A 12,092-nucleotide genomic window follows, 5' to 3' on the forward strand; every position below is an offset into this window, starting at 1 on the left:
CAGGACATCTCCCGGCGACCGGTGGGCAGCGTCATGACACCGCGTGCAGCTGATAGGTGAAGGCCAGCTCCTGCTGGGCCTCCTTGATGATGCGGAACGCGTCGCGCAGGCTGTGCTGGTCGATCGTGGACAGGGAGCCCGGATCGATCACGTTGTCGGCGGGTTCCCCGCGCTCGGCCTGCTCACTATGGTGCTGGTGACGCAAGTGGCTGATGAGTTCGTACGCCCCACGCAGGTCGTCGGCACGTCGCTGCGAGATCCCACCGGTCGCCGCTGCGGCGGACAGCCGGGCGGCGGTGTTGACCTCGGGAAGGCCGGCAGCGAGGGCGTGAACGCGCGCGATCTGCACGATCGGGGCGATACCACCCGCCTTGAGGTCGAGCCCCTTGGTCCCCTGGCCGGCCCGGTCGAGCACGAAGCCCCGGAAGAACCCGATCGGAGGCACCCAGGAAACGGCCTCGCGGGCCAGGCGGGCGAGGAACCGCTGGTTGTCGGCGGTGCCCCGGTGCACGGCGTCGAGCAGCGGTTCGACCAGGTCGGCGCCGGTGATCGCCCGCATGTCGAAGAAGGTGTCGGCGTGCAGGACCGCATCGGAGTCGGGCTCGCTGATCCACCGGGTGAAGACCTGGAACCACTGGGACCGGGAGAGCCGCCAGGCGGGGTTGGTCGCCATGATGTCGCCCGGGCACAGCGGGTAGCCGCACGCGGCCAGCCCGGCGGTGACCCGCTCGGCGAGGGCGGCGAACCATTCGTCGACGGCGGGATCGGGATCCGCGGCCGGATCGGGAGGGTCCGGGAGGACGAGGGCGTTGTCCTGGTCGGACGACAGCCCGAGCTCAAGGCGGCCCTGCGATCCGAGCGCCACCCACGCGTACGGCACCGGTGCGGGGCCGAGATCCGCCTCGGCGAGCCGCAGGAGCGTACGCGTCACGGCATCGCCGACGGCGGTGACGATCCGGCCGATCTCGGCGGCGGAGGCGTCCTGGCGGACGAGTTCGCGGACCACACCAGGCAGCCGGCCCCGCGCGACGATCAGGCTGTCCAGGTCGTCGCAGGCCGCGATGGCGCCGACGATGGCGACCGGGTTCGCCTGCTGCAGGCGCATGATATCGCCGCTGGTGACCATCCCGACGGGGCGGCCGTGCTCGACGACGGGCAGGTGGTGGAAACCCCGCTGCATCATCATCAACATCGCCTCGACGGCCGGGGCGTCGGGGTCGATGGTGATCGGGTCGGCGGTCATGATCGACGACACCGGCCCCTCGGCGGGCAGTCCCTCACCGACGATGAGACGACGCATGTCCCGGTCCGTCACGATGCCGCTCAACGCGTCCCCGGATTCCCCACCGGGCCGGGTGACGAGCAGAGCGGAGACGCGATTCGCGGTCATCAGCCGGGCGGCATCGCGGACGGTCAGGTTTTCGTCGACGCTGACCGGGGCGCGGGAGACGATGTCGCGCAGCGTGGTCCGCAGCACCTCGTGGCCGGCCTCGGGGAGCCTCAATGCCTCGACGGCGGCCTGCAGGCGTTCCGCGGACTGTTCGTCGAAGAAGCGGGCGAAGTCCCGGTACGACGCGAGCAAGCGACGGAAGTCCTCGGGCGTCATCAGCAGCGCCAGACTGTCCTCCAGCGCCGTCATGGTGAACCGCGAGGGCCCGTCGTCGCGGGCGGCGGAGACGCCGAAGGCACCACCCTCACCACAACGGTCGGCCAGTGCCCCGTTGGCGTCGGTGATGTCGACGGCACCGCTGCGGAGGATGTAGACCGCCTCGGTCGGGCGTCCGGCGGGAAGAATGACGGTGCCTCGACGGAAGTAGCGGCCGGTCAGCCGCGCCGGCAGGCTGTCGAGCTCCTCGGGGGGCAACAGGTCGAAGGGGTGATGGGCGGCCAGGAAGTCCCGGATGCCGGTGAGCTCGACGTTCATCGTCCTCCCGTCGCGGTCGCTGCTGTCGCGAGGGGGCCCGGCGCGGGCCCCGTGTCCGCGTCGTGGTCAGCATGACATGCCGGACCACCCGCTGCCACCACTTCGGCAGATCCGCCACTCCGCCCGTCACGACGCACACATGACGGGATCCCGATCAGCGCTCGAGGACGGGCGCTCCTTCGGCAGGGACCCCAGGGAACAGGACGATGACGTCGTCGCGGACCTCGACGCGATGCGTCGGAGTCGGCCAGGTCGCGGGGAAGCAGGTCGGCATCCCGTCAGACAGGCGGAACCTCGCGAGGTGCAGCGGACAGACCACCTCACCCTCCTCGACCCAGCCACGGGACAGCAGGGCCTCCTGATGGGTGCACATGTCGTCCAGCGCGAAGTAGTCGTCGCCGACACGGAAGACGGCGATGTCCTCCTCCGTATGAGTGGTGGACTTCGGCACGACCAGCACTCCCCCATCGGCGACCTCGCCGACGCCGGCGATCACGATGCCCTCGCCCATGTCCTCACACTCCCGCTCCGGCCCCTCCTCGGGGCCCTGTCGCGATCGTACGTGTCCCTGCCGCCAGGCCGTAGGGACGGCTGCACCGTCCGGAACGCACTGACCACCCCCGCCCCAGCCTTGTCCCTTACCCTGGGCGCGCGTCGACCAACGTCAGTCGACCGGCCCCTGGGAGGGGTCCGGAACGTCGAGGACGGCCATGGTGCACCGGCTCACACAGACGAGCTTGCCCGCCTCGTTGGTGATCCGGATGTCCCAGACCTGTGTCGTCCGGCCCAGGTTGATCGGTGTCGCGACCCCGTGGAGAAGGCCCGGCAGACCGGGGCGGACGTGGTTGGCGTTGATCTCCAACCCGACTGCGTACTGCCGGGACTGGTCGAGGGTGTAGGTCGCGGCCCAACTGGCAAGGGTCTCCGCGAACAGGACGCTGGCCCCGCCGTGCACCACGCCGAAGGGCTGCACCGTACGTTGGTCGACCGTCATGCTGCCCAGCAGAGAGTCGTCGGTGGCGCCCGTGATCACGATGCCGAGATGCTCGACGGCTGAGCCGCGGCTGCGTTCGTTGATCACATCGACATCGATCGCATCCTCGTACCAGATCGTCATGGCCCCAGCCTGCCAGCCTGAGGCGGCCACGCGATCACGCTGATACGGAGTTCCGATGACCGGAACTTACCCGGCGTGACAGATCACACGTTCCTTACCGTTGACACGTGACCCTCCTGGACCGCCGCCCTGTCGCCACCGAGATCGAGACCGACTCCACGGTGGTGACCCCGGCACCGTTCGCACCGGTTCGGCCGCAACGGCGGGCCTGGGTCCCGGCGGCCCTGGCGACGGTGACCGTGGCCTGGGGCGGGAACCAGTTCACGCCCCTGCTGGGGCCGTACGAGACGCTGCGGGGATTCGACCAGCTCACCGTCAACATGCTGCTCGGGGCCTACGTCACCGGGATCGTCCCGGCACTGTTCGTCTCGGCGCGGCTGCAGCGACGGTGGCGGCTGCGGACGTTGAACATCATCGCGGTGCTGCTGAGCCTGGCCGGCAGCATCCTGCTGGCCACCGCGGGCGACCACGTCGGCATGCTGGTCGCGGGTCGGGTCCTCAGCGGTCTCGCGCTCGGCGCCGGCATGGTCAACGGCAGCGCGTGGGTCCGCCGGTTGGTCCTCGGACGGGGGCCACTGGATTCCCGGCGGCTCGCCGCAGCGGCCCGGGTGTCGGCGCTGAGCCTGACCACCGGCTTCGGCCTGGGATCGACCGCCGCCGGCCTGCTGGCGTACGCCGCGCCGGCGCCGCTGGTCTCCGCGTACGTCCCGCACATCCTGCTGGCCGTCGTCACCCTGGTCGCCGTCCCGGTCACCAGCCGTGGCGCCGAAGCCGCCGGGGCTCCGGTGCCCACATCGTCGCACAGGACCGTTCCCGGCAGCGGCTCCGGCGCCGGTCAGCGCCGGCTCCTGCTCGCCGTGCTGCCCGTGGCACCGCTGATCTTCGGCTCGCTCGGCCTGGCGTACGCCATCCTCCCGCAGCGCCTCGCCGCGGTCCACGGCCCTGTCTCGGTGCTCTACCTGACGCTGCTCTGCGCCACCGCCCTCACCTTCGGCTTCGGCATCCAGCAGGCGATCCGCCGGGTCCACTCCCCCCTGCGGATGCCCGCCCCGACGATCGGCATGGCGCTGATCATCGCCACCACGGTGGTCGCGGCGTGGCGCCTGCACCAACTCGACCCCTGGACGGTGTGGGGCATGTCCGGCGTCCTGGGCACCGGCTACGGCCTGGTGATCAGCGGATCCCTGGTGCGGATCCAACTGGTCGCCTCCCCGCGCGCCGAAGCCCTCCTCTCCGCCCTGCTCTACGCCCTCGCGTACGCGGGCTTCGGGCTGCCATTCCTCCTGGCCTGGGGCCACGCGGCGTACGACTACGACGTCCTCTTCTACGGCCTGGCCGCCCTCTGCGTCCCGCTGACCGTGATCTCCCACCTCGCCGGACGCGGGCTCCACCCGTACGGCACCGGCGTCGGTGCCCGGACCGCCGGACACTCCCGTCCTGGGCGATGATGGGAGGGTGACCTCGAGGGTGCCCTGATGACCGTCCCGATCCCCGCCACCGCGGTGCCGACCGAGCACGGCCGGACCACGTCGACGCCCTCGATCCTGTCGAAGGCGTTCCTGCTGCTCGAGTGCTTCTCGGCGGAGGACCGCGTGCTCACCTTCACCGAACTGGTGGAGCGCAGCGGGCTGCCGAAGTCGACCGTGCACCGACTGCTCAGCCGGTTGATGTCGCTGGACATCATCGAGGGCCACGACCGCGCCTACCGGATCGGCATGCGGCTGTTCGCCATCACCACCTCGATGCCGGCCTCGAACCTGCGCGACCTCTGCCTGCCCCATCTCGCACGCTTGAACGCCTGGTCGGGCACCACCGTCCACCTGGCCGTGCTCCGCGGCGTCCGGGTCGCCTTCGTGGAGCGGTTGACTGGGCGTGATGAGCTGCCCGCGCCCAAGGCCGGCGACGTCCTGCCGGCACACGGCACCGCCCTCGGCAAGGCCCTGCTGGCCTGGCTCACGGTCGAGGAGCGCGACGGCATCCTGCCCGACCCGCTGCCCCGGTTCACGTCCGCGACCATCACCGACCGCACGGAGCTGGAACGCCAGCTCCAGGCCGTGCGGCACAGCAACATCGCCCTCGACCTCGCCGAATGGCATCCCGGCGTCTACTCCGCCGCCAGTGCCCTGGTGGTGCACCGGCGACAGGTCGGGGCCATCGCGGTCTCCACCCGAAGCGCGGCCGGACTGACCGACGAGCTCAAGGCGGGACTCCTCCAGACCGCCAGAACTCTGAGCGAAGGGGTCCAGGCGCGCATCGACGCCGGCGAGGCCGGATGGACCCCGGTCGAGGACATCCGTCCCTGACGCGGCAGCGGCGGGCCCGGCTCAGCGGTCCTTCAGGCCACGACGGACTCCCAAGCGGGCCCCACAGCATTCACAGAACCGGCAAAGAGTCCCGTCGTTGTCTTGGTGGTGCCAGCACATCACGACTGGAAGGCATCACCATGAAGATCGTCAAGCCCGCTGCTATTGCCGGCGCCACCATTGCCGCCGTGGCGGGCGTCCTGGCGTTGAACCCGACGTCCAGCACGACCACTGCCCAGGGAGGCACCACCGGCTCATCGGGCACGACGCCGTCCGGCTCCAGCTCTGGCAGCTCAAGCAGCTCCGGCTCAGGCAGCTCCGGCTCGTCGCCGAGCAGCTCCGCTTCCTCATCCGCGAGCAGCTCCGGCTCCTCGTCCTCGAGCGGGTCGTCCAGCTCGGGCACCAAGACCGTGACCGGGACAGCGGTTTCCTCCCCCTACGGTGCGATGCAGGTCAAGACCACCATCACCGGCGGCAAGATCACCGCTATCACCTGGGTGCAGCTGCCGAGCGACGGGCACTCGCAGCGGATCAACAGTTATGCCGCCCCGGCCCTCGTCCAGGAGGCACTGCAGGCCCAGTCGGCCAACGTCGACGCGGTCTCCGGGGCCACCTACACCTCGGCGGGGTTCCAGCAGTCGCTGCAGTCCGCACTGACCAAGGCGGGCTTCAACGCCTGACCCGGTCCATCAACGGGCCCGCAGCGAGAGCGCTCAGCGCCCCTCGACCAGCGCCACCAGTGCGTCGGTATCCAGAAGGTCGATGTCGCGGGCGCCATGAAGGGCGATCAGGCCGTCCTTGGCCATCCGGGCCAGTGTCCGGCTGAGGGTCTCCGGGGTGGTCCCGAGCAGCGAGGCGACGTCCTTCTTCGCCAACGGCAGCGTGAGGCGGACCAGGTCACCGCTCCGCTGCGAGGGCAGGTCCAACAGGTAGTCCGCGAGGCGGACATCGATCTCCGCGGAGGTCGAGGCCGCCAGCCGGCGCTCCGTCTCCGACAGTCGCCGGCTCACCGTGTTGAGCATGACGAGCCCGATCCCGGGATGGCGGGCGACCAGACCGGCGAGATCCTCGTGGCGGAAGACGCACATCCGGCTGTCCGTCATCGCGGTGGCCCAGTGATCAGGTCGTTCGCCGGTGAGGAAGGCACCCTCGCCGATGAAGTCCCCCGGCCCGAGGACGCGGATCAGCCGCTCCTGGCCCCGGGGAGTGATGCGGACGACCCGGATGCTGCCGCGGTGCACCACCATCAACTGGGACACGGCCTGACCGGCCCGGTAGATGACCTCGCCCTTCGCCACCGAGGTCGGCACGGCGAGTTCGGCGACCGCTGCCTGGTCCTCCGCCGACAGAGCCTGGAAGATCGGTACATGGCTCACGCAGGTGTCACCGCCTCCGGCCGACGTCGTCATACCTCCAGCCTCCCACCCGGGCTCCGCCACGGTGGTCCGATCAACCTCGGACCCGTTCTGACCGTCGATTGGCCAGCCGCCCCCTGGATTTATACACTACTTCCGTGACTAAAAAGGGAGGCGCGGTGCGGGGCACCGACCTGAGGGCGCTGCGGCGCACCCGACTGGCGATGCTGGTGCCCAGTGGGATCGCGCTGCTCCTCGGTCTCGACGCGGGGCTCCTGCTTCTGGGCCTGCCCGCTCCCCTGGTGGTGACCCGCCTCGCGGACGTCCACGGCATGGTGATGACGGTCGGGTTCGTCGGCTCGCTGATCTCGCTCGAGCGTGCCGTCGCCTCCGGAAGGCGCTGGGCGTACGCCGCCCCGCTGGGCATGTCGCTCGGCGCGCTCGCCGTCCTCAGCCCCGCCCCCTGTGGATCGGCCGCGCGCTGATGCTGGTCGGCGCGGCCACCCTGCTCGCGGTCTACCTGCCGCTGTGGCGGCGCTCGTACGATCCGGCGGTGGCCATCCAGTTCTCCGGCGCCTTCCTCGGCGTCGGCGCCACCGGACTGTGGCTGACCGGCGTGGACATCCCCCGCCTGGTGCCGTGGCTGACCGGCTTCCTGCTCCTCACCATCGCCGGTGAGCGCGTCGAACTCGCCCGGCTCGGCCACCTGACCCTCGACACGGAGCGTCGCGAGCGCCGGGACGGCCAGGCGCTGCTGCTGGCCCTGCTGGTCGTCCTCGTTGTCGCCTTCGCCACCCTCTACCCGGACGGCGGGCTGCCCGCGTTCGGAGTGGTCCTCATCCTCGTCGCGGCCCTCTACGGCAGCCGGGACATCGCCCTGCGCACCGTACGTTCCACCGGGCTGCCACGGTTCAGCGCCGCCTGCCTGCTCGCCGGGTACGCCTGGCTGATCGTTGCGGGGCTGCTGTGGCTGCGGCCGGCGCTGTCAGGTCTGCACTACGACGCCGTGCTGCACGCCACCTTCCTCGGGTTCGTGATGTCGATGATCCTCGCCCACGCCCCGGTGATCCTGCCCGCCGTGTTGCGTCGCCCCTTGCCCTACACCCCGCGTTCTGGGGCGTCGCGGTGCTGCTGCACGCGTCGCTGCTGGTGCGGGTGGTCGCCGACCTGGTCGGCAACGAGCCGGTGCGCGCCGTCGCCGGCACCCTGAATGTGCTGTCACTGCTGGCGCTCGTCGCCACAACCATCGCCAGCAGTGCCGGCGCAACAACCACCATCGCCCGCGGCCAGGAGGCCTGACAGTGCAGATCTCGTCGCCGGACACCACCGCACCGGGCCCCGAGCGGCGCCCGACCGGACGCCGCCGTCGGATGCTGCTGCGCTCGGTGCCGATGTTCGCCTGGCTGGTGGCCGACGTCGCGATCGTGCTGTCCCACCGGTTCGTCCCCGAGCCGCGTTGGCTGATGGTCCATCTGCTGCTGCTCGGCGCGGTCTCCAACGCGATCATCGTCTGGTCCGGCTACTTCACCGACGCCATCCTGCGCGGAACGGGCGACCACGGCCGCCGCGACACCGCGATCCTGGGCCTGCTCAACCTCGGCGCGATCGGCGTCGTCGCGGGGCTCGTCGCCGACAATCGACCGTCGTTGTGGATCGGAGCCACACTGGTGGGGCTCGCCGCGGTCGCCCACGCCGTCACCCTGGCATTCAGGGTGCGCGCCTCCCTCCCGGCCCGGTTCACCATCACCGTGCGCTACTACGTGAGCGCCGCCCTGATGCTGCCCGTGGGCGCCTGGCTGGGAACGCGGCTGGCAGCCGTGCCCGACATGGGTGCGGAGCACGCCCGCTACCTGCTGGCGCATCTGGCCCTCAACCTCCTCGGCTGGGTCGGCCTCACCATCGCCGGCACGGTGATCACGCTGTGGCCGACCATGCTGCGGACCCGCGCCGACGACGCGACCGTCACCGTCGGTCGTCGCGCCTGGTGGCTGCTCGCTCCGTCGACGGTGCTGCTCGCCGCGGGGTCCCTGGCGGGACTGCGCTGGGTCGCCGTTCTCGCCGCCCTCGGCTACCTCGCCGGCCTGGCCCTGATCGCCGTGCCGCTGACGCGCGAGGCCCTGGCCAAGCGTCCGTACGACTTCGGCACCTGGTCGATGCTCGCGGGGCTGCTCTGGTGGGCCGGCTGCGTCGCTGCCGTAGCGGTCGACCTCACCACCGCGAAGGACCTGGCTGCCGGCGTCGAGGGGCTGCACGCGCTGACCGGACCGTTCGCCGCCGGCTTCGTCGCGCAGGTCCTCTTCGGCGCCCTGAGCTACCTGCTGCCCGTCGTCGTCGGTGGCGGCCCGTCGATCGTCCGCAGGACCACAGCCGTCGCCGACCAGGCCTCGGTGGCCCGGGTGGTGCTGGCGAACGCCGCCGGACTGGTCTTCCTGCTGCCGGTGCCCAGCCTGGTCAAGGTCACCACGTCGATGACGGTCTACGTGGTGATGGCCTGGACGATCGGTGTCCTGATCGCGACTGTCATCACGGGTGTCCGACGGGTGCGTCGGCGCGACGGGGTGGCCCCCGAGCCGCCGCGTCCCGAGGACGCGCTCACCCGCCGCCGGCGGGGTCAGGGCCAACTCGCCGCCGCCGTCGGCGTCCTCGCTCTCCTCGTCATGGTGGCCGGCATGGTCGACCCCGTCGCGGTGGTCCGCGCGCCGAAGCAGGCCGCTGTTCCGGGGACCGCGAATGTCACCCCCACCGGGCACACGACCACCGTGGGCGTGACGGCCGCTGACATGAAGTTCACCCCCTCGACGATCCCCGTGCCCCTGGGTGACCATCTCGTCCTCCAGGTGACGAACTCCGATTCCAAGGGCCAGACCCACGACCTCACCCTGGCCAACGGCTTGACCACCGGTCGGGTCGCCCCCGGCCAGACGGCGACCCTCGACGTGGGTGTCGTCAGTGGCTCGATCGCCGGGTGGTGTTCGGTCGCCGGTCACAAGCAGATGGGGATGACCCTGAGCATCACCACCACCGGGGGGTCGGCGTCCTCGACCGGTTCTCCGGCCGCCTCGGGATCGGGCGGGACGGGATCGACCGGGTCGATGGGGTCCATGACCATGGGCCAGACGGCCGCCACCGCCGGTCCCGACGCGGTGTGGAACCGCAACGCCTCCCCGCGGCCGGGTGGACAGCGTACGATCCGACGCTGCCGCCTGTCGGGGAGGGCACCATCCACAAGGCCACGTTCACCGTCAAGGAGGCCCAGCAGGAGGTGGCGCCCGGGGTCACCCAGCAGGTCTGGACCTTCAACGGGACCGTACCCGGCACCACGCTGCACGGGCGGGTGGGCGACACGTTCGAGATCACCCTCGTCAACGACGGCAGCATGGGCCATGGCATCGACTTCCACGCCGGGGCACTCGCGCCGGACGAGCCGATGCGGACGATCCAGCCCGGCGAGAGCCTCACCTACCGTTTCACCGCGACGAAGGCGGGGGTGTGGATGTACCACTGCTCCACCATGCCGATGTCGCTGCACATCGCCAACGGCATGTACGGCGCCGTAGTGATCGATCCGCCGGACCTGCCGCCGGTCGACCAGGAGTACCTGCTGGTCCAGGGCGAGCAGTACTACGGACCGGCGGGCGCCCCGGGCAACGCCGACAAGATCGCCGCCCGCACGCCGGACGCCGTGGTCTTCAACGGTTACCCGAACCAGTACGACCGCACGCCGCTGACGGCGAAGGCGGGACAGCGGGTGCGGATCTGGGTGCTGGATGCCGGACCCAACGAGTCCTTGGCCTTCCATGTCGTCGGCGCGCAGTTCGACTCGGTGTGGAAGGAGGGCGGCTGGTTGCTGCGCTGCGGTCAGGCGCCGGGCCAGGCGAGCGGTGCCTGCACGAAGCCGGGCATCGGCGGCAGCCAGACCCTGGACCTGCTGGCCAGTCAGGGTGGCTTCGTCGAGCTGTCACCTCCGGCCGCAGGCCACTACTCCGTCGTCAACCACGAGATGACGCTGGCGGAGCGCGGGGCCCACGGGGTGCTGGCGGTCACCGGCTGAGGGGCTGGCCGGTCCTCACCACCCCTCGGTGTGCCACCCTTGACGCAGAGGGAGCATCCCGAGGATCGAGGACGCCATGGATCTGCGAGCCTTCTACGTCCTGATGGCCGCCACCAGCTTCACCCTGGTCGGCCTGTGGTGGACGGTGATCCAGAAGCATCCGGACTGGAAGTCCTCCCCTCGGCAGCGGGCTCTGGCGGGTGGCACCTACCTGTCCTTCCTGCTGCCCGGGCTGATGGCGACCTTGGCGCAGGTCGCGCCGGGCACGCCGGCCCTGTGGCGGATCAGCTTCGGCGCCGCCGCGCTCGTCGGCCTCTGGTCGACCGTCCGTCTCCTCCGGACCGACAAGGCCGGGTCCCGGGGCCCGTTCCGTCGCCACCGCTGGGTCGTCACGCTGATCTACCTGGCGATCCTCGTCCTGGGGGTGGCGCCCGAGCTGGCACGGCGGGCGGGTCTGGCACCACTGGCCGTCGGCGGTGTCCTCCTGGTGCTCCTCATCGTGTTGGCCCATGGGCTGACCTGGGAGTTCATGATGGAGCCCGACGAGCCAGTGGACGCGGCTCCGACGCCCCCGAGCCCGACGCCCGGTCCTGACCGGTGATGCCGGTCGCTGCCGGTGCGGACCCGGCCCCACCCGGGAGGTCCTCTGGCATGCTGGCCCCATGCCAACGTCGTCCGTCCTCGCCATCGTCGCCCACCCCGACGACGAGTCCTTCGGCCTCGGAGCGGTCCTCGACACCCTGGTCAGTGGGGGCGCCGAGGGCGGGGTGCTCTGCTACACCCGCGGTGAGGCGTCGACTCTCCACGGCGTGGAAGGTGACCTGACTGAGCTGCGGGTCGGCGAGCTGACCGCGGCCGCTGAGAAGCTCGGCCTGACCCACGTACGGCTCTGCGAGTACCCCGACGGGGACCTCGCCTCGATCGACCGTACGGAACTCGCGGCTGTCGCCGTCGAGCAGGCGCGCGCCCAGCGGGCCGACCTCGTCCTGGTGCTGGACGAGTCGGGCATCACCGGCCATCCGGACCACCGGGCCGCCACCGCGGCCGGCCTGGCCGCCGCCGACGAACTCGGCCTTCCGGTGCTCGCCTGGACCCTGTCACCCCCGATCGCCGACGCGTTGAACGCGGAGTTCCCGGCGGGATTCATCGGCACCGAGGGCGATGAGGTGTGGCAGGTGTCCCGGGAGCACCAGGTGGAGGCCGCCAAGGCTCATGCCAGCCAGGCCCTGCCGACGTCGGTGCTGTGGCGTCGGCTGAAGCTGATGGGCGACGAGGAGCACGTCCGCTGGTTGCGGCGCGCTGCGCGCTGAACCGCACCGGGCCGACGGGCTACGCAACCGCT

Annotated in this window: 13 protein-coding genes and 1 pseudogene; 9 read left to right on the forward strand and 5 right to left on the reverse strand. The window is 71.0% G+C overall.

Annotation, left to right across the window (positions count from 1 at the left end; all coding sequences use genetic code 11):
- Positions 1-31: 31 nt before the first annotated feature.
- From Rai3103_RS00415 to Rai3103_RS00425, 3 genes are all read right to left on the reverse strand, one after another.
- The gene (locus tag Rai3103_RS00415; RefSeq protein WP_153570911.1) at positions 32-1,924 is read right to left on the reverse strand and encodes a DUF294 nucleotidyltransferase-like domain-containing protein; all 1,893 of its coding nucleotides are present in this window, start codon (positions 1,922-1,924) and stop codon (positions 32-34) included.
- Positions 1,925-2,078: 154 nt separating this feature from the next.
- Positions 2,079-2,435: a non-heme iron oxygenase ferredoxin subunit gene (locus Rai3103_RS00420; RefSeq protein WP_153570912.1), complete on the reverse strand. Its 357-nt coding sequence runs from the start codon at positions 2,433-2,435 to the stop codon at positions 2,079-2,081.
- Between the two features lie 153 nt (positions 2,436-2,588).
- Positions 2,589-3,041 carry a hotdog fold thioesterase gene (locus Rai3103_RS00425; RefSeq protein ID WP_153570913.1) on the reverse strand — a complete coding sequence of 151 codons (453 nt, stop codon included), beginning with the start codon at positions 3,039-3,041 and terminating at the stop codon, positions 2,589-2,591.
- Between the two features lie 107 nt (positions 3,042-3,148).
- Between Rai3103_RS00425 and Rai3103_RS00430 the strand changes: the two genes are divergently transcribed.
- On the forward strand, positions 3,149-4,489 hold the full coding sequence (locus tag Rai3103_RS00430; RefSeq protein WP_153570914.1) for an MFS transporter: 1,341 nt from the start codon (positions 3,149-3,151) through the stop codon (positions 4,487-4,489).
- 27 nt (positions 4,490-4,516) lie between these two features.
- Positions 4,517-5,344: an IclR family transcriptional regulator gene (locus Rai3103_RS00435; RefSeq protein WP_153570915.1), complete on the forward strand. Its 828-nt coding sequence runs from the start codon at positions 4,517-4,519 to the stop codon at positions 5,342-5,344.
- Positions 5,345-5,414: 70 nt separating this feature from the next.
- Here Rai3103_RS00435 and Rai3103_RS17190 read toward each other — a convergent pair whose 3' ends face one another.
- Complete coding sequence (locus Rai3103_RS17190; RefSeq protein ID WP_228489036.1) at positions 5,415-5,747, reverse strand: hypothetical protein; 333 nt, start codon at positions 5,745-5,747, stop codon at positions 5,415-5,417.
- A gap of 43 nt (positions 5,748-5,790) precedes the next feature.
- On the opposite strand from Rai3103_RS17190, the gene Rai3103_RS17195 reads away from it, so the two are divergent.
- Positions 5,791-6,024, forward strand: coding sequence for an FMN-binding protein (locus Rai3103_RS17195; RefSeq protein WP_228489037.1), 234 nt, complete (start codon positions 5,791-5,793; stop codon positions 6,022-6,024).
- 33 nt (positions 6,025-6,057) lie between these two features.
- Here the strand turns inward: Rai3103_RS17195 and Rai3103_RS00445 are convergent, their stop codons facing one another.
- Positions 6,058-6,720 (reverse strand): Crp/Fnr family transcriptional regulator, encoded by a 663-nt coding sequence (locus tag Rai3103_RS00445; protein ID WP_228489038.1) that lies wholly within the window; start codon positions 6,718-6,720, stop codon positions 6,058-6,060.
- A 137-nt stretch (positions 6,721-6,857) separates the two neighbouring features.
- Between Rai3103_RS00445 and Rai3103_RS17200 the strand changes: the two genes are divergently transcribed.
- The 6 genes and pseudogenes from Rai3103_RS17200 to Rai3103_RS00470 all read left to right on the forward strand — a co-directional run bounded on the left by Rai3103_RS17200 (position 6,858) and on the right by Rai3103_RS00470 (position 12,060).
- Positions 6,858-7,184 (forward strand): hypothetical protein, encoded by a 327-nt coding sequence (locus Rai3103_RS17200; protein WP_228489039.1) that lies wholly within the window; start codon positions 6,858-6,860, stop codon positions 7,182-7,184.
- Positions 7,184-7,909, forward strand: coding sequence for a hypothetical protein (locus Rai3103_RS00450; RefSeq protein ID WP_228489040.1), 726 nt, complete (start codon positions 7,184-7,186; stop codon positions 7,907-7,909). The genes Rai3103_RS17200 and Rai3103_RS00450 overlap by 1 nt, the downstream gene beginning before the upstream one ends.
- 2,052 nt (positions 7,910-9,961) lie before the next feature.
- Positions 9,962-10,210, forward strand: a pseudogene (locus Rai3103_RS18880) (multicopper oxidase domain-containing protein); the annotation flags it as partial.
- A gap of 6 nt (positions 10,211-10,216) precedes the next feature.
- The gene (locus tag Rai3103_RS18100; RefSeq protein ID WP_239022369.1) at positions 10,217-10,750 is read left to right on the forward strand and encodes a cupredoxin domain-containing protein; all 534 of its coding nucleotides are present in this window, start codon (positions 10,217-10,219) and stop codon (positions 10,748-10,750) included.
- A gap of 76 nt (positions 10,751-10,826) precedes the next feature.
- Positions 10,827-11,351, forward strand: coding sequence for a hypothetical protein (locus Rai3103_RS00465; protein ID WP_194793205.1), 525 nt, complete (start codon positions 10,827-10,829; stop codon positions 11,349-11,351).
- Positions 11,352-11,412: 61 nt separating this feature from the next.
- The gene (locus Rai3103_RS00470) at positions 11,413-12,060 is read left to right on the forward strand and encodes a PIG-L deacetylase family protein (protein WP_153570920.1); all 648 of its coding nucleotides are present in this window, start codon (positions 11,413-11,415) and stop codon (positions 12,058-12,060) included.
- The last annotated feature ends 32 nt before the right edge of the window (positions 12,061-12,092 follow it).

It is taken from the genome of Raineyella fluvialis, assembly GCF_009646095.1.
Lineage (GTDB): Bacteria > Actinomycetota > Actinomycetes > Propionibacteriales > Propionibacteriaceae > Raineyella > Raineyella fluvialis.